Source organism: Streptococcus sp. K0074 (assembly GCF_048843365.1).
Lineage (GTDB): Bacteria > Bacillota > Bacilli > Lactobacillales > Streptococcaceae > Streptococcus > Streptococcus mitis_BM.
In genome coordinates this window covers 191,692-214,703 of sequence record NZ_CP184836.1, presented here as the reverse complement: position 1 = coordinate 214,703, position 23,012 = coordinate 191,692, and the positions used below count along the sequence as shown (strand labels likewise).

Annotated in this window: 16 protein-coding genes, 3 tRNA genes, 3 rRNA genes, 1 other RNA gene and 3 pseudogenes; 23 read left to right on the top strand and 3 right to left on the bottom strand. The window is 42.6% G+C overall.

Annotated features, from left to right (window positions below; genetic code table 11):
• Positions 1-64: 64 nt before the first annotated feature.
• The 7 genes from ACN076_RS01210 to ACN076_RS01180 all read left to right on the top strand — a co-directional run bounded on the left by ACN076_RS01210 (position 65) and on the right by ACN076_RS01180 (position 5,917).
• Positions 65-544, top strand: coding sequence for a sigma-70 family RNA polymerase sigma factor (locus ACN076_RS01210; RefSeq protein WP_070482535.1), 480 nt, complete (start codon positions 65-67; stop codon positions 542-544).
• 92 nt (positions 545-636) lie between these two features.
• Positions 637-708 (top strand) — tRNA-Glu (locus ACN076_RS01205).
• Between the two features lie 243 nt (positions 709-951).
• Positions 952-2,497: ribosomal RNA gene (locus ACN076_RS01200) — 16S ribosomal RNA — on the top strand.
• Positions 2,498-2,548: 51 nt separating this feature from the next.
• A tRNA-Ala gene (locus tag ACN076_RS01195) sits at positions 2,549-2,621 on the top strand.
• A 124-nt stretch (positions 2,622-2,745) separates the two neighbouring features.
• Positions 2,746-5,646 (top strand): 23S ribosomal RNA (locus ACN076_RS01190).
• Between the two features lie 76 nt (positions 5,647-5,722).
• Positions 5,723-5,838, top strand: a 5S ribosomal RNA gene (rrf, locus tag ACN076_RS01185).
• The 16S, 23S and 5S rRNA genes sit together here with 3 tRNA genes alongside, the layout of an rRNA operon.
• A gap of 5 nt (positions 5,839-5,843) precedes the next feature.
• Positions 5,844-5,917 (top strand) — tRNA-Asn (locus tag ACN076_RS01180).
• Positions 5,918-6,004: 87 nt separating this feature from the next.
• Here ACN076_RS01180 and ACN076_RS01175 read toward each other — a convergent pair.
• Positions 6,005-6,160, bottom strand: a pseudogene (locus tag ACN076_RS01175) (transposase); the annotation flags it as partial.
• A 652-nt stretch (positions 6,161-6,812) separates the two neighbouring features.
• Here ACN076_RS01175 and comW point away from each other — a divergent pair.
• The 14 genes and pseudogenes from comW to ACN076_RS01105 form a co-directional block, all read left to right on the top strand.
• Entirely contained in the window at positions 6,813-7,049 is a 237-nt protein-coding gene (gene comW / locus ACN076_RS01170; RefSeq protein ID WP_153193739.1) for a sigma(X)-activator ComW, read from the top strand.
• Between the two features lie 230 nt (positions 7,050-7,279).
• Positions 7,280-8,566, top strand: coding sequence for an adenylosuccinate synthase (locus tag ACN076_RS01165; protein ID WP_153193746.1), 1,287 nt, complete (start codon positions 7,280-7,282; stop codon positions 8,564-8,566).
• Positions 8,567-8,765: 199 nt separating this feature from the next.
• The gene (gene tadA, locus ACN076_RS01160) at positions 8,766-9,233 is read left to right on the top strand and encodes a tRNA adenosine(34) deaminase TadA (RefSeq protein WP_153193738.1); all 468 of its coding nucleotides are present in this window, start codon (positions 8,766-8,768) and stop codon (positions 9,231-9,233) included.
• 32 nt (positions 9,234-9,265) lie between these two features.
• An RNA gene (gene ffs / locus ACN076_RS01155) (signal recognition particle sRNA small type) lies at positions 9,266-9,363 on the top strand.
• Between the two features lie 56 nt (positions 9,364-9,419).
• Complete coding sequence (locus tag ACN076_RS01150) at positions 9,420-9,863, top strand: dUTP diphosphatase (RefSeq protein ID WP_153193745.1); 444 nt, start codon at positions 9,420-9,422, stop codon at positions 9,861-9,863.
• Positions 9,823-10,380 carry a histidine phosphatase family protein gene (locus tag ACN076_RS01145; RefSeq protein ID WP_186821212.1) on the top strand — a complete coding sequence of 186 codons (558 nt, stop codon included), beginning with the start codon at positions 9,823-9,825 and terminating at the stop codon, positions 10,378-10,380. Before ACN076_RS01150 ends, ACN076_RS01145 begins: the two co-directional genes overlap by 41 nt.
• A gap of 13 nt (positions 10,381-10,393) precedes the next feature.
• Positions 10,394-11,755, top strand: a complete 1,362-nt coding sequence (gene radA / locus ACN076_RS01140) for a DNA repair protein RadA (protein WP_077804517.1) — start codon at positions 10,394-10,396, stop codon at positions 11,753-11,755.
• 72 nt (positions 11,756-11,827) lie between these two features.
• Positions 11,828-12,325: a beta-class carbonic anhydrase gene (locus ACN076_RS01135; RefSeq protein ID WP_004237611.1), complete on the top strand. Its 498-nt coding sequence runs from the start codon at positions 11,828-11,830 to the stop codon at positions 12,323-12,325.
• 24 nt (positions 12,326-12,349) lie between these two features.
• Positions 12,350-13,165 carry a PrsW family intramembrane metalloprotease gene (locus ACN076_RS01130; protein WP_420789995.1) on the top strand — a complete coding sequence of 272 codons (816 nt, stop codon included), beginning with the start codon at positions 12,350-12,352 and terminating at the stop codon, positions 13,163-13,165.
• Between the two features lie 145 nt (positions 13,166-13,310).
• Positions 13,311-14,279: a ribose-phosphate diphosphokinase gene (locus tag ACN076_RS01125; RefSeq protein WP_000010167.1), complete on the top strand. Its 969-nt coding sequence runs from the start codon at positions 13,311-13,313 to the stop codon at positions 14,277-14,279.
• A 118-nt stretch (positions 14,280-14,397) separates the two neighbouring features.
• Positions 14,398-15,273, top strand: coding sequence for an Rpn family recombination-promoting nuclease/putative transposase (locus ACN076_RS01120; RefSeq protein ID WP_420789994.1), 876 nt, complete (start codon positions 14,398-14,400; stop codon positions 15,271-15,273).
• Between the two features lie 377 nt (positions 15,274-15,650).
• On the top strand, positions 15,651-16,535 hold the full coding sequence (locus tag ACN076_RS01115; RefSeq protein WP_365967121.1) for an N-acetylmuramoyl-L-alanine amidase family protein: 885 nt from the start codon (positions 15,651-15,653) through the stop codon (positions 16,533-16,535).
• Between the two features lie 123 nt (positions 16,536-16,658).
• Positions 16,659-17,387, top strand: a pseudogene (locus ACN076_RS01110) (PspC family transcriptional regulator); the annotation flags it as partial.
• Positions 17,388-17,453: 66 nt separating this feature from the next.
• Positions 17,454-17,597: pseudogene (locus ACN076_RS01105) on the top strand (LPXTG cell wall anchor domain-containing protein); the annotation flags it as partial.
• 140 nt (positions 17,598-17,737) lie between these two features.
• On the opposite strand, the gene ACN076_RS01100 reads toward ACN076_RS01105, so the two are convergent.
• Positions 17,738-18,649: an Rpn family recombination-promoting nuclease/putative transposase gene (locus ACN076_RS01100; protein ID WP_420789993.1), complete on the bottom strand. Its 912-nt coding sequence runs from the start codon at positions 18,647-18,649 to the stop codon at positions 17,738-17,740.
• Positions 18,650-18,796: 147 nt separating this feature from the next.
• On the opposite strand from ACN076_RS01100, the gene polA reads away from it, so the two are divergent.
• Both polA and ACN076_RS01090 read left to right on the top strand, forming a co-directional pair.
• Complete coding sequence (gene polA / locus ACN076_RS01095) at positions 18,797-21,430, top strand: DNA polymerase I (RefSeq protein ID WP_203175745.1); 2,634 nt, start codon at positions 18,797-18,799, stop codon at positions 21,428-21,430.
• Positions 21,431-21,514: 84 nt separating this feature from the next.
• A complete protein-coding gene (locus ACN076_RS01090) occupies positions 21,515-21,952 on the top strand; it encodes a CoA-binding protein (RefSeq protein WP_153193729.1) in 438 nt (145 codons plus the stop codon).
• A gap of 31 nt (positions 21,953-21,983) precedes the next feature.
• Here ACN076_RS01090 and ACN076_RS01085 read toward each other — a convergent pair whose 3' ends face one another.
• Positions 21,984-22,994: a YeiH family protein gene (locus tag ACN076_RS01085; RefSeq protein ID WP_153193728.1), complete on the bottom strand. Its 1,011-nt coding sequence runs from the start codon at positions 22,992-22,994 to the stop codon at positions 21,984-21,986.
• Between the last annotated feature and the right edge of the window lie 18 nt (positions 22,995-23,012).

Genomic DNA, 23,012 nt, shown 5'->3' with positions numbered 1-23,012 from the left:
AATGGATGAAATGTGCTAAAAGTGTTTTTGAATTTGTTAGACTGTACACAGAAAGGGGAAGATTATGCTTAAAGAATTGTATAAAGAAGTCCAGGGAATTGTATATAAGAGTAGAAATGAATATTACCTTCATTTGTGGGAGTTATCGGACTGGGATCAAGAGGGAATGATTTGCCTACATGAATTGATTAGTAGCGAAGAAGGGCTAGTAGACGATATTCCTCGTTTACGTAAATACTTCAAAACAAAATTCCGGAATCGAATTCTAGATTATCTCCGTAAACAAGAAAGTCAAAAACGGAGATATGATAAAGAGCTTTATGAAGAAGTGGGTGAGATAAGTCATCGTATAAGTGAGGGAGGACTCTGGCTAGACGATTATTATCTCTTTCATGAAACACTAAGAAATTATAGAGGTAAACAAAATAAAGAGCAACAAGAAGAGTTAGAACGCGTCTTAAGAGATGAACGCTTCCGAGGGCGTCAAAGAGTGTTAAGAGACTTACGTATTGTGTTTAAAGAGTTTGACATCCGTACTCATTAGGAATTCATGCAAAAAAGTAAAAAAAGTTTAAAAAAGGTGTTGACAAAAAACAAAAAGCCGGTATAATAGTAAGAGTTGAAAACAACAACTCTGGTCCGTTGGTCAAGGGGTTAAGACACCGCCTTTTCACGGCGGTAACACGGGTTCGAATCCCGTACGGACTATGGTATGTTGCGGTTGAAACACTTGATGAAAAAAGTTTTAAAAAAATTTCAAAAAAGTGTTGACAAGCGAAAGCGACTGTGATATACTAATATAGTTGTCACTTGAGAGAAGCGAGTGACAAAGACCTTTGAAAACTGAACAAGACGAACCAATGTGCAGGGCGCTACAATTAAGGTTGTAGTACTGAACAATGAAAAAAACAATAAATCTGTCAGTGACAGAAATGAGTGAGAACTCAAACTTTTAATGAGAGTTTGATCCTGGCTCAGGACGAACGCTGGCGGCGTGCCTAATACATGCAAGTAGAACGCTGAAGGAGGAGCTTGCTTCTCTGGATGAGTTGCGAACGGGTGAGTAACGCGTAGGTAACCTGCCTGGTAGCGGGGGATAACTATTGGAAACGATAGCTAATACCGCATAACAGTAGATGTTGCATGACATTTGCTTAAAAGGTGCAATTGCATCACTACCAGATGGACCTGCGTTGTATTAGCTAGTTGGTGGGGTAACGGCTCACCAAGGCGACGATACATAGCCGACCTGAGAGGGTGATCGGCCACACTGGGACTGAGACACGGCCCAGACTCCTACGGGAGGCAGCAGTAGGGAATCTTCGGCAATGGACGGAAGTCTGACCGAGCAACGCCGCGTGAGTGAAGAAGGTTTTCGGATCGTAAAGCTCTGTTGTAAGAGAAGAACGAGTGTGAGAGTGGAAAGTTCACACTGTGACGGTATCTTACCAGAAAGGGACGGCTAACTACGTGCCAGCAGCCGCGGTAATACGTAGGTCCCGAGCGTTGTCCGGATTTATTGGGCGTAAAGCGAGCGCAGGCGGTTAGATAAGTCTGAAGTTAAAGGCTGTGGCTTAACCATAGTACGCTTTGGAAACTGTTTAACTTGAGTGCAAGAGGGGAGAGTGGAATTCCATGTGTAGCGGTGAAATGCGTAGATATATGGAGGAACACCGGTGGCGAAAGCGGCTCTCTGGCTTGTAACTGACGCTGAGGCTCGAAAGCGTGGGGAGCAAACAGGATTAGATACCCTGGTAGTCCACGCCGTAAACGATGAGTGCTAGGTGTTAGACCCTTTCCGGGGTTTAGTGCCGCAGCTAACGCATTAAGCACTCCGCCTGGGGAGTACGACCGCAAGGTTGAAACTCAAAGGAATTGACGGGGGCCCGCACAAGCGGTGGAGCATGTGGTTTAATTCGAAGCAACGCGAAGAACCTTACCAGGTCTTGACATCCCTCTGACCTCTCTAGAGATAGAGATTTCCTTCGGGACAGAGGTGACAGGTGGTGCATGGTTGTCGTCAGCTCGTGTCGTGAGATGTTGGGTTAAGTCCCGCAACGAGCGCAACCCCTATTGTTAGTTGCCATCATTCAGTTGGGCACTCTAGCGAGACTGCCGGTAATAAACCGGAGGAAGGTGGGGATGACGTCAAATCATCATGCCCCTTATGACCTGGGCTACACACGTGCTACAATGGCTGGTACAACGAGTCGCAAGCCGGTGACGGCAAGCTAATCTCTTAAAGCCAGTCTCAGTTCGGATTGTAGGCTGCAACTCGCCTACATGAAGTCGGAATCGCTAGTAATCGCGGATCAGCACGCCGCGGTGAATACGTTCCCGGGCCTTGTACACACCGCCCGTCACACCACGAGAGTTTGTAACACCCGAAGTCGGTGAGGTAACCGTAAGGAGCCAGTCGCCTAAGGTGGGATAGATGATTGGGGTGAAGTCGTAACAAGGTAGCCGTATCGGAAGGTGCGGCTGGATCACCTCCTTTCTAAGGATAAGGAACTGCGCATTGGTCTTGTTTAGTCTTGAGAGGTCTTGTGGGGCCTTAGCTCAGCTGGGAGAGCGCCTGCTTTGCACGCAGGAGGTCAGCGGTTCGATCCCGCTAGGCTCCATTGGTGAGAGATCACCAAGTAATGCACATTGAAAATTGAATATCTATATCAAATAGTAACAAGAAAATAAACCGAAAACGCTGTAGTATTAATAAGAGTTTATGACTGAAAGGTCAAAAAATAAGGTTAAGTTAATAAGGGCGCACGGTGGATGCCTTGGCACTAGGAGCCGAAGAAGGACGTGACAAACGACGATATGCCTTGGGTAGCTGTAAGTAAGCGATGATCCAGGGATTTCCGAATGGGGGAACCCAACAGGTACTACCTGTTACCCGCATCTGTTAAGGATGTGAGGAGGAAGACGCAGTGAACTGAAACATCTAAGTAGCTGCAGGAAGAGAAAGCAAAAGCGATTGCCTTAGTAGCGGCGAGCGAAACGGCAGGAGGGCAAACCGAAGAGTTTACTCTTCGGGGTTGTAGGACTGCAATGTGGACTCAAAGATTATAGAAGAATGATTTGGGAAGATCAGCCAAAGAGAGTAATAGCCTCGTATTTAAAATAGTCTTTGTACCTAGCAGTATCCTGAGTACGGCGGGACACGCGAAATCCCGTCGGAATCTGGGAGGACCATCTCCCAACCCTAAATACTCCCTAGTGACCGATAGTGAACCAGTACCGTGAGGGAAAGGTGAAAAGCACCCCGGGAGGGGAGTGAAATAGAACCTGAAACCGTGTGCCTACAACAAGTTCGAGCCCGTTAATGGGTGAGAGCGTGCCTTTTGTAGAATGAACCGGCGAGTTACGTTATGATGCGAGGTTAAGTTGAAGAGACGGAGCCGTAGGGAAACCGAGTCTGAACAGGGCGAATTAGTATCATGACGTAGACCCGAAACCATGTGACCTACCCATGAGCAGGTTGAAGGTGCGGTAAGACGCACTGGAGGACCGAACCAGGGCACGTTGAAAAGTGCTTGGATGACTTGTGGGTAGCGGAGAAATTCCAAACGAACTTGGAGATAGCTGGTTCTCTCCGAAATAGCTTTAGGGCTAGCGTCGACATTAAGATTCTTGGAGGTAGAGCACTGTTTGGGTGAGGGGTCCATCCCGGATTACCAATCTCAGATAAACTCCGAATGCCAATGAATTATGGTCGGCAGTCAGACTGCGAGTGCTAAGATCCGTAGTCGAAAGGGAAACAGCCCAGACCACCAGCTAAGGTCCCAAAATAATTGTTAAGTGGAAAAGGATGTGGGGTTGCACAGACAACTAGGATGTTAGCTTAGAAGCAGCTATTCATTCAAAGAGTGCGTAATAGCTCACTAGTCGAGTGACCCTGCGCCGAAAATGTACCGGGGCTAAAACAATTTACCGAAGCTGTGGATACCTTTATAGGTATGGTAGGAGAGCGTTCTATGTGTGAAGAAGGTGTACCGTGAGGAGTGCTGGAACGCATAGAAGTGAGAATGCCGGTATGAGTAGCGAAAGACAGGTGAGAATCCTGTCCACCGTAAGACTAAGGTTTCCAGGGGAAGGCTCGTCCGCCCTGGGTTAGTCGGGACCTAAGGAGAGACCGAAAGGTGTATCCGATGGACAACAGGTTGATATTCCTGTACTAGAGTATGTAGTGATGGAGGGACGCAGTAGGCTAACTAAAGCAGACGATTGGAAGTGTCTGTCTAAGTAGTGAGGTGTGATATGAGTCAAATGCTTATATCTGTAACATTGAGCTGTGATGGGGAGCGAAGTTTAGTAGCGAAGTTAGTGACGTCACACTGCCAAGAAAAGCTTCTAGCGTTTAAACATACTCTACCCGTACCGCAAACCGACACAGGTAGTCGAGGCGAGTAGCCTCAGGTGAGCGAGAGAACTCTCGTTAAGGAACTCGGCAAAATGACCCCGTAACTTCGGGAGAAGGGGTGCTGACTTTAAGTCAGCCGCAGTGAATAGGCCCAAGCAACTGTTTATCAAAAACACAGCTCTCTGCTAAATCGTAAGATGATGTATAGGGGGTGACGCCTGCCCGGTGCTGGAAGGTTAAGAGGAGTGCTTAGCGCAAGCGAAGGTATGAATTGAAGCCCCAGTAAACGGCGGCCGTAACTATAACGGTCCTAAGGTAGCGAAATTCCTTGTCGGGTAAGTTCCGACCCGCACGAAAGGCGTAATGATTTGGGCACTGTCTCAACGAGAGACTCGGTGAAATTTTAGTACCTGTGAAGATGCAGGTTACCCGCGACAGGACGGAAAGACCCCATGGAGCTTTACTGCAGTTTGATATTGAGTGTCTGTACCACATGTACAGGATAGGTAGGAGTCTAAGAGATCGGGACGCCAGTTTCGAAGGAGACGTTGTTGGGATACTACCCTTGTGTTATGGCCACTCTAACCCGGATAGGTGATCCCTATCGGAGACAGTGTCTGACGGGCAGTTTGACTGGGGCGGTCGCCTCCTAAAAGGTAACGGAGGCGCCCAAAGGTTCCCTCAGAATGGTTGGAAATCATTCGCAGAGTGTAAAGGTATAAGGGAGCTTGACTGCGAGAGCTACAACTCGAGCAGGGACGAAAGTCGGGCTTAGTGATCCGGTGGTTCCGTATGGAAGGGCCATCGCTCAACGGATAAAAGCTACCCTGGGGATAACAGGCTTATCTCCCCCAAGAGTTCACATCGACGGGGAGGTTTGGCACCTCGATGTCGGCTCGTCGCATCCTGGGGCTGTAGTCGGTCCCAAGGGTTGGGCTGTTCGCCCATTAAAGCGGCACGCGAGCTGGGTTCAGAACGTCGTGAGACAGTTCGGTCCCTATCCGTCGCGGGCGTAGGAAATTTGAGAGGATCTGCTCCTAGTACGAGAGGACCAGAGTGGACTTACCGCTGGTGTACCAGTTGTCTTGCCAAAGGCATCGCTGGGTAGCTATGTAGGGAAGGGATAAACGCTGAAAGCATCTAAGTGTGAAACCCACCTCAAGATGAGATTTCCCATGATTTTATATCAGTAAGAGCCCTGAGAGATGATCAGGTAGATAGGTTAGAAGTGGAAGTGTGGCGACACATGTAGCGGACTAATACTAATAGCTCGAGGACTTATCCAAAGTAACTGAGAATATGAAAGCGAGAGGTTTTCTTGGTTTGAATAGATATTCAATTTTGAGTAGGTATTACTCAGAGTTAAGTGACGATAGCCTAGGAGATACACCTGTACCCATGCCGAACACAGAAGTTAAGCCCTAGAACGCCGGAAGTAGTTGGGGGTTGCCCCCTGTGAGATATGGAAGTCGCTTAGCTTTATTCCGCCATAGCTCAGTTGGTAGTAGCGCATGACTGTTAATCATGATGTCGTAGGTTCGAGTCCTACTGGCGGAGTAGTTAGTTAAAGGAGGTTTCAGCCTCTTTTTTATTATGTAATTAATAATCTAGGCTTTTTTCAACTGTAGTGGGTTGAAGAAAAGGCTAAGATCGAGAAAGGACACATTTCGTCCTTTCTTTTTTGATATTCAGAGCGATAAAAATCCTTTTTTTGAAGTTTTCAAAGTTCCGAAATCCAAAGGCATTTCGCTTGATAAGTTTAATGAGATTATTAGTCGCTTCTAATTTGGCGTCGTAATATGAAGTCTCTTCAAAGCAGGTAGGAGTTGCATTTTGAACCACTTTATAAATAGGAGCTATAAACTCTCCCTCTACTTTTCCTGAAACAATTGAAGTCCGCTCAAAACGCCGTCTGATAATATTTTCATAGACTTTCTCCTCTCTAGGAGCCCGTGCATCATAAGGACGATAGAGGTAGGGGGCGATTCCCGTTTCGTCAATATAGTAGATTGGAACTAGAATAGTATGTTACAACTGCTAAAAATATTTCTAGAAATTAATTTGACTTTCCTAATCGATTTATTCATCTCTTATTTCAATTTACTAGATATGCATAGCTTTATTATAACATGCGCATTTTAAACTAAGCGACTATACAAAATTAAGCATACCATCAGCTATTATAGATAATGCAAAATTACATAGATTTGAATATCTGATAATATGCGTTTTTCTTATTTTAAGATTTTTTCCTCAGTCTCTTTTAGTATTTAACGCAGTCAATAAGGTTTTTATCAAAGTCTAATTTAGGTAGTAAATTTATTTCTATTCTGTCAACTTTTCCTATTTTTTCTCTTGTTGAGGTTGGTATTTTAACAATTCAGGAATTATTAATGATTAATTAAAATTTTTTGTTAGAATAAGATCATAAAAAGTAAAGGAGTGTATGCTTATGCTACAAAATATTTATGATCAGATGACTGATTTCTATGACAGTATCGAAGAAGAGTATGCTACTTTCTTTGGTAATAGTTGGGACTGGGAACATTTTCATTTTAAATTTTTGATTTATTATTTAGTTAGATATGATATTGGGTGTCGTAGGGATTTTATCGTTTACCATTATCGTGTTGCTTATCGTTTGTATCTTGAAAAGATGATAATGAAACAAGGTTTTATTTCTTGTTGAGATAGTCTGAGTTAATTTCCGAACAAACCTACTTTTTTATGGCAATATAACAATAAATAGCTGGTAATTTTTCTAAAACATTTTTTAATAGTTGGAAATAGCAAATCTTTCTATTGTTTCTTCTTGATAAAAAGGCGATTTTTTCTTATAATAAATTGTAAGATATAATTGCAGGTGAGAGTCCTGCCATGTATGTGAGAAAGGAAGAGCCTGAGGGCTCAGACAAGATTATGACGTCAGTTGTTGTTGTAGGTACCCAATGGGGTGATGAAGGTAAAGGAAAGATTACAGACTTCCTTTCAGCGAATGCAGAAGTGATTGCACGTTACCAAGGTGGTGATAATGCAGGTCACACGATTGTGATCGATGGTAAGAAATTTAAGTTGCACTTGATTCCATCTGGGATTTTCTTCCCTGAAAAAATCTCTGTTATTGGGAATGGTATGGTTGTAAATCCTAAATCTCTTGTAAAAGAGTTGAGCTATCTTCATGAGGAGGGGGTGACAACTGATAACTTGCGTATTTCTGATCGCGCGCATGTTATTTTACCTTATCATATCGAGTTAGACCGTTTGCAAGAAGAAGCTAAGGGCGACAATAAGATTGGGACTACAATTAAGGGAATTGGTCCAGCTTATATGGACAAGGCTGCTCGTGTTGGGATTCGTATTGCAGATCTTTTGGATAAAGATATTTTCCGTGAGCGTTTAGAACGTAACCTTGCTGAAAAGAATCGTCTTTTTGAAAAATTGTATGACAGTAAAGCTATTGCTTTTGAGGATATTTTTGAAGAATATTACAAATATGGTCAACAAATCAAGAAATATGTGACAGATACATCTGTTATCTTAAATGATGCGCTCGATAATGGCAAACGTGTGCTATTTGAGGGTGCACAAGGTGTTATGCTAGATATTGACCAAGGTACTTATCCATTTGTTACATCATCAAACCCTGTAGCTGGTGGTGTGACCATTGGTTCAGGTGTCGGTCCAAGTAAGATTGACAAGGTTGTAGGTGTATGTAAAGCCTATACGAGTCGTGTCGGAGACGGTCCTTTCCCAACTGAGTTGTTTGATGAAGTGGGAGAACGTATCCGTGAAGTCGGTCATGAATATGGTACAACAACTGGTCGTCCACGTCGTGTGGGTTGGTTTGACTCAGTTGTGATGCGTCATAGCCGTCGCGTTTCTGGTATTACTAATCTTTCATTGAACTCTATCGATGTTTTGAGTGGTTTAGATACAGTGAAAATCTGTGTGGCCTATGATCTTGATGGTCAACGTATTGACTACTATCCAGCTAGTCTTGAGCAATTGAAACGTTGCAAGCCTATCTATGAAGAGTTGCCAGGTTGGTCAGAAGATATTACTGGAGTTCGTAATTTGGAAGATCTTCCTGAGAATGCGCGTAACTATGTTCGTCGTGTGAGTGAATTGGTTGGCGTTCGTATTTCTACTTTCTCAGTAGGTCCTGGTCGTGAACAAACAAATATTTTAGAAAGTGTTTGGTCCTAAGAGATTTTTAAGATTTGTTTAAGATAGGTCGGGTATACTATAGACAGTTACAAGAAGACCTCCTAACTTGTTGTAACAAATATCCTAAACTTTTCTTTTTCATAATAATCTCCCTATAAAGTCACCGCATTCGGTGGCTTTTTTTGTCTTGGGATTCATGATATAATAATAAAACTGACAAGTAGGAAAAGGTAAATTGATGAATTATACAGTTGAAGAAAAAGAAGTCTTTATGAGGGAGGCCTTGAGAGAGGCTGAGATTGCTCTTGAACACGATGAAATTCCAATTGGTTGTGTGATTGTCAAGGACGGAGAAATCATTGGCCGTGGGCATAATGCGCGTGAGGAATTACAGCGAGCGGTTATGCATGCGGAGATTATGGCCATAGAGGATGCGAACTTGAGTGAGGAGAGCTGGCGCTTGCTGGACTGCACACTTTTTGTGACCATTGAGCCTTGTGTCATGTGTAGTGGGGCGATTGGACTTTCCCGTATTCCAAACGTGGTCTATGGGGCTAAAAACCAGAAATTTGGCGCTGCTGGGAGTTTGTACGATATCTTGACAGATGAGCGTCTCAATCACCGTGTGGAGGTTGAAACGGGAATTTTGGAAGATGAATGCGCAGCTATTATGCAGGATTTTTTTAGAAATAGACGGAAAAAATAATTTTGCTTTTAAAATAAATAGGAATGTGATATAATAAATAGTGGAGCAACAGTTCTGCGTGAAGCGGGTCAGGGGAGGAATCCAGCAGCCCTAAGCGATTTGAATTGTGTGCTCTTTTTTTCGTGCTTTTTCCGAATAAATAAGATAGAATAATCTAGAATAAATGATAATAGAAAAGAGAAGATGATGAAAATTCGTGGTTTTGAATTGGTTTCGACTTTTACAGATGAAAATTTATTGCCCAAGCGTGAGACAGCGCATGCGGCTGGTTACGACTTAAAGGTTGCTGTGCGTACAGTTATTGCGCCAGGAGAGATTGTCTTGGTTCCGACAGGGGTTAAGGCTTATATGCAACCGACTGAGGTTCTCTACCTCTATGATCGTTCTTCAAACCCTCGTAAGAAGGGGTTGGTTTTAGTTAACTCAGTTGGGGTCATTGATGGGGATTATTATGGAAATCCTGGAAATGAAGGGCATATTTTTGCGCAGATGAAGAATATCACAGACCAAGAAGTGATTCTCGAAGTTGGGGAACGTGTGGTCCAGGCTGTCTTTGCTCCTTTCTTAATTGCAGATGGAGATGCAGCTGATGGCGTGCGAACTGGTGGATTTGGATCGACAGGGCACTAGGATGAAGATTATCTTTGTACGTCACGGTGAGCCAGATTATTGTGAGTTAGAGGAGCGTTCTTATACGGGATTTGGGATAGATTTGGCGCCCTTATCTGATAAGGGACGGCAGCAGGCTCAGGAACTGAGCACCAATCCTTTATTCCCTTCAGCTGAAATAATCATATCTTCTGCAGTCACAAGAGCTTTAGAAACGGCTTCTTATGTGGCCTGTACTACGGGACTTCCTTTAAGAGTGGAGCCATTATTGCATGAATGGCAGGTCTATGAAAGTGGCACAGATAATTTTGAAAAAGCTCGTACTATGTTTCTAGAAAATAAGGGGGAGTTACTTCCTAATAGTCCTATTCAATATGAGACAGCTGCGGAGATGAAGTCTCGGTTTCTAGAATGTATGTCTAAGTATCGAGAACATCAGACTGTGGTAGTTGTTGCTCATCGAATGCTCATGCGTCAGTTTGTGCCAAATGAGAAGATTGATTTTTGCCAAGTGATTGAGTGTGAGTTAGAAATATAGAAAGAGGTTTATTATCGCAAAGAAAAAAGCGACATTTGTATGTCAAAATTGTGGCTATAATTCCCCTAAATATCTGGGGCGTTGTCCCAACTGTGGGTCTTGGTCTTCTTTTGTAGAAGAGGTTGAGGTTGCCGAGGTCAAGAATGCGCGTGTGTCCTTGACAGGTGAGAAAACCAAGCCCATGAAACTGGCTGAGGTGACGTCAATCAACGTCAATCGAACCAAGACGGAGATGGAGGAATTTAACCGTGTACTTGGAGGCGGAGTGGTACCAGGAAGTCTCGTACTCATAGGTGGGGATCCTGGGATTGGGAAGTCAACGCTTCTCCTACAAGTCTCAACCCAGTTGTCCCAAGTGGGGACAGTTCTCTATGTCAGTGGGGAGGAGTCTGCCCAGCAAATTAAGCTACGAGCAGAGCGCTTGGGAGATATTGATAGCGAGTTTTATCTCTATGCAGAGACCAATATGCAGAGTGTTCGCGCAGAGGTAGAAAGAATTCAGCCAGACTTTCTCATCATCGACTCCATTCAAACCATCATGTCTCCTGAGATTTCAGGGGTACAGGGATCTGTTTCTCAAGTGCGTGAGGTAACCGCTGAGCTTATGCAGTTGGCTAAGACCAACAATATTGCTATTTTTATCGTAGGCCATGTGACCAAGGAAGGAACCTTAGCTGGGCCGAGAATGTTGGAGCATATGGTGGATACAGTGCTTTACTTTGAAGGAGAGCGCCACCATACCTTTCGTATTTTGAGAGCGGTCAAAAACCGTTTTGGCTCCACTAATGAGATTGGGATTTTTGAGATGCAGTCAGGCGGATTGGTTGAGGTACTCAATCCGAGTCAAGTTTTCCTAGAAGAGCGTTTGGATGGGGCGACTGGTTCATCAATCGTTGTGACCATGGAAGGGACGCGTCCGATTTTGGCGGAGGTTCAGGCTTTGGTGACACCTACCATGTTTGGAAATGCCAAGCGTACTACGACAGGACTTGATTTTAATCGTGCTAGCTTGATTATGGCTGTTTTGGAAAAACGGGCAGGTCTTCTCTTGCAAAATCAGGATGCTTATCTTAAATCTGCTGGCGGTGTCAAATTGGATGAACCTGCGATAGACTTGGCCGTTGCGGTTGCCATTGCTTCGAGCTATAAAGACAAGCCAACTAATCCTCAGGAATGTTTTGTAGGAGAACTTGGCTTGACGGGAGAGATTCGGCGCGTGAATCGTATTGAGCAGCGCATCAATGAAGCTGCTAAACTGGGTTTTACTAAGATTTATGTACCTAAGAATTCCTTGACAGGAATCACTCCGCCTAAGGAAATTCAGGTTATTGGAGTGACAACGATTCAGGAAGTTTTGAAAAAGGTCTTTGCATAATCCGTGACAAATCTTCTTAAAAATGATAAGATAGGAGAAATATTTGACTATCAAATTTTCGAGGAGGGAATCGTGTCGTATTTTGAACAGTTTATGCAAGCCAATCAGGCTTATGTTGCCCTACATGGGCAGTTAAATCTGCCACTTAAACCCAAAACTAGAGTAGCCATTGTGACCTGTATGGACTCACGTCTGCACGTTGCTCAAGCTTTGGGATTAGCACTTGGGGATGCTCATATCTTGCGGAATGCAGGTGGTCGAGTGACAGAAGACATGATTCGTTCGCTGGTTATTTCCCAGCAGCAAATGGGGACAAGAGAGATTGTGGTATTGCACCATACAGACTGTGGTGCTCAGACCTTTGAAAATGGTCCTTTTCAGGAGTATTTAAAAGAGGAACTAGGTGTCGATGTGTCAGATCAGGACTTTTTGCCCTTCCAGGATATAGAGGAGAGTGTACGCGAGGATATGCAACTCCTTATCGAGTCTCCCCTAATACCAGATGATGTCATTATTTCTGGTGCTATTTACGATGTGGATACAGGAAGTATGACAGTCGTAGAATTGTAAATACTTTATTTAGAAAGAAAGTGTATGAAGAAAAACAGTATTTTATTTATTTTTATTTTATTGCTATGTATTGGTTTGCAGTATGAAACTATCTACTATACGGACGGTTCGATGTCAGCTGCGGAATATGGACTAATGGGAGTTTCTATCTTTCTAGCTCTCTTTTACATGATTCCGGCTCTTTATTTCCTTTTCCGTTTTGGGAAAAAATGGGAATTGCCAAAGAAGGCCTTGATTCTGTCTTTATTGGGAGGGATGTTCTTCTCAGGATGGTTGTCTAGTTTTGCTAATACCTATATCCATGATTTGCTGGGGGTTCTTTTCCCAGATAGTGCATTTTTAAATGCTTTTGAAAGTGCGATTGTGGCTCCTTTGGTAGAAGAACCCTTGAAATTATTGCCACTTGTCTTTGTTTTAGCTTTGATTCCTGTCCGAAAATTAAAATCTTTGTTTTTACTAGGGATTGCTTCTGGTTTGGGATTCCAAATGATTGAGGATATTAGCTATATTCGTACGGATTTGCCAGAGGGCTTTGATTTTACCATTTCAAGGATTTTAGAGCGTATCCTCTCAGGAATTGCCTCTCACTGGACTTTTTCAGGTTTGGCTGTAGTAGGTGTTTACTTGCTTTACAGAGCCTATAAAGGGCAGAAGGTTGGCAAGAAAGAGGGGCTTATTTTCCTAGGTTTAGCCTTGGGAACTCACTTCTTATTTAACTCTCCTTTTGTAGAATTGGAGACAGAGTTGCCATTAGCGATTCCAGTGGTTACAGCTATTGCTCTCTATGGTTTTTATCAGGCTTATCGCTTTGTTGAGAAGCACAATGAGTTGATGAACTAGAATATTTTTAAAAAGAATGATGCAAGGGCACAAATATGCTGCCCTTCTTTTATTTTTGATTGAAAAATAGTGTAAAAAGCGCTACAATGGTAGATGGAAAAATCTTGTGAAAAGCACAAGCGATACATATATACCGGAGGAAATCATGTCTTTTTCTGATTTAAAGCTGTTTGCCCTTTCTTCTAATCAAGAATTGGCAAAACGTGTGGCGCAGGAGATTGGGATAGAGTTGGGGAAATCAAGTGTTCGCCAATTTTCAGATGGAGAGATTCAGGTCAACATCGAAGAATCAATCCGTGGGAAACACGTCTTTATCCTACAATCAACTAGCTCACCTGTAAATGACAATTTGCTTGAAATTTTGATTATGGTAGATGCTTTGAAGCGTGCGAGTGCAGAATCTGTCAATGTTGTCATGCCTTACTATGGGTATGCACGTCAGGATAGAAAGGCGAGAGCGCGTGAGCCAATCACTTCAAAACTTGTCGCAAATATGCTTGAAGTAGCTGGAGTGGATCGTTTATTGACAATCGACTTGCATGCTGCGCAGATTCAAGGATTCTTTGATATTCCTGTGGATCATTTGATGGGAGCTCCTCTGATTGCGGATTATTTTGAGCGTCGTGGCATGGTTGGTTCTGACTATGTGGTTGTCAGTCCAGACCATGGAGGGGTGACTCGTGCCCGTAAGTTGGCAGAATTTTTGAAAACATCTATCGCTATTATCGATAAACGTCGTAGCGTTGATAAGATGAATACCAGTGAAGTCATGAACATCATCGGTAAGGTCGAAGGTAAGACTTGTATCTTGATTGATGATATGATTGATACTGCTGGAACGATTTGTCATGCGGCAGATGCCCTTGCGGAAGCTGGTGCTGTTGAAGTCTATGCAAGCTGTACGCATCCAGTTCTTTCTGGTCCTGCTATGGACAATATCCAAAAATCAGCTATTAAGAAATTGGTTGTTTTGGATACCATCTATCTGCCAGAAGAGCGTTTGATTGATAAGATTGAGCAGATTTCGATTGCTCATCTCCTAGGGGATGCTATCGTCCGTATCCATGAAAAACGCCCACTTTCTCCACTTTTTGGTATTGAGAAAAAGATTTAATGACTAAGCCTGAGATGATTCTCAGGTTTTTTTCATCTCTTTTCCGAATAAATAGATAGAGCCAGAGAATCTAGTAAACCTAGATTTAAAACTGTGGTATAATAAAAGGAGGAAAAGGATGATTCTAAGACATCCGGGCATCAGCCCAACCAATGATTTGGTTGCTAAAAAAATCTTTAGCAATCCAGAAATCACTTGTCAATTTATTCGCGATATGCTGGATTTACCAGCAAAAAATGTAACCATTTTGGAGGGAAGCAATATTCACGTCTTGCCTTCCCTGCCGTACTCGGTGCAGGATTTCTATACCAGTATAGACGTCTTGGCGGAGTTGGACAACGGTACTCAAGTAATCATTGAGATTCAGGTGCATCATCAGAATTTTTTCATCAATCGTTTGTGGGCTTACCTGTGCAGTCAAGTCAATCAAAATCTAGAAAAAATTCGCCAACGAGAAGGTGATACACACCAGAGTTACAAGCACATCGCACCGGTATACGCTATCGCTATTGTGGATAGCAATTACTTCTCAGATGATTTGGCTTTTCATAGCTTTAGTATGCGCGAGGACACGACAGGTGAGATTTTAACACTTACAAACAATGGACAAGAAAACCATCTGGTCAAGATGGCGTTCTTAGAACTAAAAAAATACAGAGAAACCAGCAAAGATAAGGTTCACAAACCGTGGTTGGAGTTTTTCGGGAATAAACCCTTTACCCAACAACCCGAGCGAGCCATCAGCCAGGCAGACCAACTGCTGGACTACAAGAGCTGGTCCGAGGAGGACAGGAAAATGTTTAGTCAACTACGTATGCGCGAAGAACAAGCGTTATTGGCTCAGGATTATGCTTTGGAGACTGCTAGGGCAGAGGGTATCGAAGAGGGATTAAAAGTAGGTTTAGTAAATCTCGTTCGACAAGGTCTTCTGACTTCCGAGGTTGCTAGCGAGCAATTAGGTATGACAGTAGCTGAGTTTGAGGCTTTACTGTGAGTTCGATCTTTCATCTAATAGTAGGAAGTTGATGAAATGGCAAGTGTTATCCAAATACTTGCCGTTTTTACTTGACTTTTACAAGGGTTTGTAAGATAATACCAAGGAAGTAAGTTCTGTCTAACTATCTATATAGTTTAGATATAAAAGCTATCATCTGAGGGATGAGTAGTTGCGAAATGTCAACTTGGAGGTTAGAGTATTTCAAGGGGAATTTTTTCGCGAGTTGGTTTTCTTTTCCTTTTTTCTAAGCAATAGGTAAAAAGTTAAAAAAACATAAGAAAACTCTTGACAAATCCTGCAAATATTTATATACTGTATGGTAGTAAGATAGTCTTACGAAAAATAATATAATGAAAAATAAAGGAGATAAAACGATGAAAAAAGTTTTATTGACAAGCGCAGCAGCACTTGCTGTATTTACAGTTGCACCTGTTTTTGCAAATGGTGAAAACCCAGCTTCAACTAACCAATTGCTTCAAAAGAAATATATTTCTGAACGTGATATTGCTGAAGAAGCTAACCGTCAAGTAGCAGCGCATGATGGTGAAATCCGTGTTGAAGCAGAACGTCAATTTGCTCAACAAGGTGGTCAAACAGTTAAAGCAGCAGAAGAAGCATTGAAAGCATTCTTGGACTCAGGATATTATGGTCATGATTTTTCAGATAAGAAAGCAGCATTAGAAGCAAACGTTGCCGCAGCAAAATCAAACCAAAAATTTGAAGATATCTACAACACAGTGAAAAGTCGCTATGTTGCAAAATTGCAAGAACAATATCGTAAAAGTGCAAAAGATGCAGGTAAATACTTTGCTAATGCAGTAGAAGATAATAAACAAAACAATACTCGCATCAATGAAGACCAAGCTAACCAAGGTACTAAAGCTAACCAAGCTTCTACAGGATGGGTTAAAGATGCTAAAGGTCAATGGAGCTATGTCCTTGATGAAAAAGGAACAAAAGCTACTAGCTGGAAACAAATTGATGGTAAATGGTACTTCTTTAACGCTGAAGGCGTAATGCAAAAATGGTGGGTTAAAGATGGTAACACTTGGTACTACCTAAACGGTTCAGGTGAAATGCAAACAGGTTGGTTGCTTGACGGTGGTAAATGGTACTTCCTTGAAGCATCAGGTGCTATGAAAGCTAGCCAATGGTTCCAAGTAAAAGACAAATGGTACCACGTTGACGGTTCAGGTGCATTGTCAGTAAACACTACTGTAAATGGTTACACTGTAAACGGAAACGGTGAATGGGTTTAATTTTAAATAATTGAATCATAACAGGAGAGAAATCTCCTGTTTTTTTGCTTTAACAATGGTAGTGGGTTGAGTTTTGTCTATATGACTGGCTGGCAAAAAATTGATTGTAAGACCTAGTACCTTGAAAATGATAGCTGCAAACAGTTGGAATTGGTAAAAGTTGCTGATAAGACTTATTATTTCGTTGAAAATGGTGAGAAGAAAACTGGATTTATCAAAATAGATGAAAAAACTTACTATCTAAAAGATGGTGTTCTGACACCCAATATTGCTGTAATTGATGGTAAAAAATTCTTTATTGATAATGAGGGAAATCGCTCTGTTGGATGGAAGAAAATTGACGGTGACTGGTATTATTTCTCTAAAGAAGATGGAATGAAGACAGGCTGGCTTAAAGATGGCTCATGGTATTACTTGGATGAAACTGGTGTGATGAGAACTGGTTGGAAACAAGTTGATGGCAATTGGTATTATTTAAACGATTTAGGTGCCATGCAAACTGGTTGGAAACTTATAAATGGTAGTTGGTACCATCTCGACAGTTTAGGTAAAATGAGTACTAGATGGATAAAAGAAAATGGTACATGGTATTATCTAGATGGCTCAGGTGCTATGCAGACAGGTTGGAAACTTGTAGATGGTAAGTGGTATTATCTTAATAATTCAGGTGCCATGAAAACTGGCTGGTTGAAACAAGGTGGTACATGGTATTATCTTGATGGTTCAGGCGCTATGAAGACTGGTTGGTTCAAAGTAGATGGTAAGTGGTACTATGCTTATAGCTCAGGTGCCCTTGCTGTTAGCACTACAATCAATGGTTACACAGTAAATGCAAACGGTGAGTGGGTGTAGTTTGAATTTATTTATGTCACTAGGAGATTTTTAGCTTAGTTTTTTATAGCAGATACTTGCTGATATAATACTTATCAAGCTTAAGCTGCAAAAATAGAAGATAAGAAAGAACTTCCAAATACTGGTGGTAAAGATAATGTTGCAATTGCATCATTAGGATTCCTAGGATTACTCCTTGGTGCCCTTCCATTTGTGAAACGCAAAAACTAATTAGTTGAAGATATAAAAGAGAAGGATTTATGACCTTCTCTTTTTGTGATATGGACTATAGTGAGAGTTCTATTGAAAAGAAGAAAAAAGTGAACAAAACGATGTTTCAGCGTTGTTCACTTTTATGTTATTCTATAAACTTACAATAGTTCTTCAAATTCAGAGACAGTTATTTCCAACTGCTCACTCGCAACCTCTGAAGTCAGAAGGCCTTGACGGACTAGATTTAATAGCATAGACAAACTTCCTTCGACTTTCCCACGTTCTAAACCTTGTTCAAGACCTTGTTCAATCCCCTCCGCCCTAGCAGTTTCCAAGGCATAGTCCTGCGCTAACAAGGCTTGTTCTTCACGCATACGTAGTTGGCTAAACATCTTCCTGTCCTCCTCGGACCAGCTCTTGTAGTCTAGCAGTTGGTCTGCTTGGCTAATGGCTCGCTCGGGTTGTTGAGTAAAGGGCTTGTTCCCGAAAAACTCCAACCAGGGTTTGCGAACCTTGTCTTTGCTGGTTTCTCTGTATTTTTTTAATTCCAAGAATGCCATCTTGACTAGATGATGTTCCTGTCCATTGTTTGTGATGGTTAAGACTTCACCTGTCGTGTCCTCTCGCATACTAAAACTGTGAAAGGCTAAATCATCTTGAAAGTAGTTGCTATCCACGATTGCGATAGCGTATACTGGTGCGATATGTTTATAACTCTGGTGAGTATTGCCTTCTTGTTGGCGAACTTTTTCAAGGTTTTGATTGACCTGACTGCAAAGGTAAGCCCACAGGCGATTGATGAAAAAATTCTGATGATGCACCTGAATCTCAATAATTACTTGTGTCCCATTGTCCAACTCCGCCAAAACATCTATACTGGTATAGAAATCCTGCGCCGAGTAAGGTATGGAAGGTAAGACATGAATATTGCTTCCCTCCAAAATGGTCACATTTTTGGCTGGTAATTCCAGCATATCGCGGATAAATTGACAAGTGATTTCTGGATTGCTAAAGATTTTCTTAGCTACCAAGTCATTGGTTGGGCTGATGCCCGGATGTCTTAAAGTCATCCATTTCCTCCTTTTATTATACCACAGTTTTAAATCTAGGTTTACTAGATTCACTGCTACTATCTATTTATTCGGAAAAAGTTTGAAAAATACTTGCTCTGGCTCTTCCCAATGGTATTTTTTGGTGCTTTCCTTTATAATGGGTGTATGGATAAGAAAAAATTATTATTGATTGATGGGTCTTCTGTTGCTTTTCGGGCGTTTTTTGCGCTCTATCAGCAGTTGGACCGTTTTAAGAATGCGGCTGGTTTGCATACCAATGCGATTTATGGTTTTCAGTTGATGTTGAGCCATTTGTTGGAGCGGGTGGAGCCGAGTCATATCTTGGTGGCTTTTGATGCGGGAAAGACGACTTTCCGTACAGAGATGTATGCGGACTATAAGGGTGGTCGAGCTAAGACTCCTGATGAGTTTCGTGAGCAATTTCCTTTCATTCGTGAGTTGCTGGATCATATGGGGATTCGTCACTATGAATTGGCTCAGTATGAGGCGGATGACATTATTGGGACACTAGATAAATTAGCTGAGCAAGATGGTTTTGATATTACCATTGTCAGTGGAGACAAGGATTTGATTCAGCTGACGGATGAGCATACAGTGGTTGAAATTTCCAAGAAAGGTGTGGCTGAGTTTGAGGCCTTTACGCCAGATTATCTTATGGAAAAGCTGGGCATTACACCGACTCAGTTTATCGATCTCAAGGCGCTCATGGGTGATAAGTCGGATAATATCCCTGGAGTAACCAAAATCGGTGAAAAGACGGGTATCAAGCTTTTGCTGGAGCATGGTTCACTTGAGGGAATTTATGAAAATATTGATGGGATGAAGACTTCTAAGATGAAGGAAAATCTCATCAATGATAAGGAACAGGCCTTTTTGTCTAAAACACTAGCGACCATTGATACCAAGGCACCGATTGAGATTGGTTTGAAGGATTTGGTCTATAGCGGTCCAGATGTGGAAAATCTTGGGAAATTCTACGATGAGATGGGTTTCAAACAGCTCAAGCAGGCTTTAAATGTGTCGTCAGCTGATGTGGCTGAGAGTTTGGACTTTACTATCGTTGATCAAGTCACTCAAGATATGCTGAGTGAAGAGTCAATCTTCCATTTTGAGCTTTTTGGTGAGAATTACCATACGGATGATTTGGTTGGTTTTGCTTGGTCTTGTGGGGATAAGCTCTATGCTACAGATAAACTTGAGCTTTTGCAAGAGCCGATTTTCAAGGACTTTTTAGAAAAAACACCTTTGAGGGTGTATGACTTTAAGAAAGCTAAAGTTCTCTTGCATCGTTTGGGTGTGGATTTGCAGGCGCCTGCTTTTGATATCCGATTGGCTAAATACCTCCTTTCGACTGTGGAGGACAATGAAATTGCGACCATCGCTAGTCTTTATGGTCAGACTTATTTGGTTGATGATGAGACTTTCTATGGTAAGGGAGTCAAGAAGGCCATTCCTGAACGCGAGAAATTCTTGGAGCACTTGGCACGTAAGCTTGCTGTTTTGGTTGAGACAGAGCCAATTTTGCTTGAAAAACTCAGTGAAAATGGGCAATTAGAGCTTCTTTATGATATGGAGCAACCTCTAGCTTTTGTCCTTGCCAAGATGGAAATTGCTGGGATTACGGTTAAGAAAGAGACCTTGCTTGAGATGCAGGCTGAAAATGAGCTTGTTATTGAAAAACTGACTCAAGAGATTTACGAGTTGGCTGGTGAGGAGTTTAATATCAATTCGCCTAAGCAGTTGGGCGTGCTTCTCTTTGAAAAGTTGGGGCTACCTCTAGAATACACTAAGAAAACCAAAACTGGATACTCGACTGCGGTGGATGTCTTGGAACGCTTGGCTCCTATTGCGCCAATTGTTAAGAAAATCCTGGATTACCGTCAGATTGCCAAGATTCAATCGACTTATGTGATTGGCTTGCAGGACTGGATTTTAGCAGATGGTAAGATTCATACTCGTTATGTGCAGGATTTGACCCAGACCGGGCGTTTGTCTAGTGTGGATCCAAACTTGCAAAATATTCCTGTGCGTTTGGAGCAGGGCCGTCTCATTCGTAAGGCTTTTGTGCCTGAGTGGGAGGATAGTGTGTTGCTCAGTTCGGATTATTCACAGATTGAATTGCGCGTTTTGGCGCATATTTCTAAGGATGAGCACTTGATTAAGGCCTTCCAAGAGGGGGCAGATATCCATACTTCGACAGCCATGAGGGTCTTTGGCATTGAGCGTCCTGAGGATGTGACTGCAAACGACCGTCGCAATGCCAAGGCGGTTAACTTTGGAGTGGTTTACGGGATTTCAGACTTTGGCTTGTCTAATAATTTGGGCATTAGCCGTAAGGAAGCCAAAGCCTACATTGATACCTACTTTGAACGTTTCCCAGGCATTAAAAACTACATGGATGAAGTGGTGCGTGAGGCGCGTGATAAGGGCTATGTAGAGACACTTTTCAAGCGTCGTCGTGAGTTGCCAGATATCAATTCTCGCAACTTCAACATTCGTGGTTTTGCGGAGCGGACAGCTATCAACTCTCCTATACAGGGTTCGGCGGCAGATATTCTCAAGATTGCCATGATTCAGCTAGACAAGGCTCTAGTTGAAGGTGGTTATCAGACTAAGATGCTTCTGCAAGTGCACGATGAAATCGTCCTTGAAGTTCCTAAATCTGAATTAGCAGAGATGAAAAAATTGGTCAAACAAACCATGGAAGAAGCCATTCAACTCAGTGTTCCCCTCATCGCAGATGAAAATGAAGGGGCAACCTGGTACGAGGCTAAATAAAAAGGGGGCTAGTCCTCCTTTTTTGTAGTAGAATTATGCAAGCCTTTTTAAAATATGCTATACTGATGAAAAAGGAGGATTTCTATGAGTCAAGAATTTATCAATCCAAGTGATGGCGTGATTCGTCAGTATCTCGCAACGAGTAAAACCCTTGCTGTGGTGGGCTTGTCTGACCGTGAGGAAACAACTAGCAATCGAGTGACCAAGGAAATGCAGGCTCGGGGTTATAAAATTATCCCAGTCAATCCCAAGGCGGCAGGTGGCGAAATCTTGGGTGAAAAGGCTTATGCTAGTATAGCAGAGATTCCTTTTCCTGTAGATATTGTCAATGTTTACCGTCGCAGTGAGTTTCTGCCAGATGTGGCGCGTGATTTTCTCAAGGCTGATGCCAAGATTTTTTGGGCACAGCTAGGACTTGAAAGTCTAGAAGCGGAAGAAATCTTGCGTGCTGGTGGATGTGATGATATCGTGATGAATCGTTGCATCAAGAGAGAACATACACGCTTGATTGAGGAAGCATAAGAAAAAGGTAGCTGGTGGGCTACCTTTTGTGTTAGAAAATGCCGATAAGGGTCTGCATACCAAGACTGGTGAGGATGATGGCAATCCAGCAGATGGCTCCGAGAATAATGGATTTTCCACTGGATTTGACCATAGCGACCAGATTAGTTTTGAGACCGATAGCACTCATGGCCATGATAATGAGGAATTTGGAGAGTTGTTTGAGAGGGGTAAAGAAACTACTGGACACACCGAGAGAGGTCAGGAGGGTAGTTAGAAGAGATGCGAGGATAAAGTAAAGGATAAAAAGTGGGAAGACTTTTTTCAGTTGCAAGCCTTGCTTATTTTTTTGTTGGCGACTTTGCCAGTAGGAGAGAAAGAGAGTGATGGGGATGATAGCTAGGGTGCGCGTGAGTTTGACAATGGTTGCGGATTCGAGGGTATTAGTCTGGTAGAGACTGTCCCAGGCGCTGGCGGTAGCCGTTACAGAGGAAGTATCATTGACCGCAGTTCCTGCAAAGAGGGCGAAGCCGTCATTGGATAGATGAAGCCAGGTACCTAGCGTTGGAAAGATGAGCGCAGCCAAGACATTGAAGAAAAAGATAACGGAGATGGCTTGGGCTACTTCCTTTTCCTTGGCATGGATAACGGGCGCTGTCGCCGCAATGGCAGAACCACCACAGATAGAAGAACCTACTCCAATCAAGGTAGCCAGTTTTGTATCCAGTGAAAAGAAACGCTGGAAGAGGAAGGCAACAATCAAGGCTATTGAAATGGTGGACAGGATGACAGGGAGTGAAGATTGTCCGACTGCGAAGACTTGCGAGATATTGAGACCAAAACCAAGCAAGATAACGGCATACTGGAGCAATTTCTTGGAACTAAAGGTCAATCCAGCATCCAGTTGTTTATATGACGAGAGAAAGGGATGTAGGAGCATGCCCATAAAAATCGCAAAAACGGGTGCACCAATAACAGGAAAGAACCCACCTAAGTACCAAGATAGAATAGAAATGAGAAGGCAGGCCAAGATGCCTGCTCCATTTTTTGATAGAAATGACATAAAAACCTCCAAATAGAA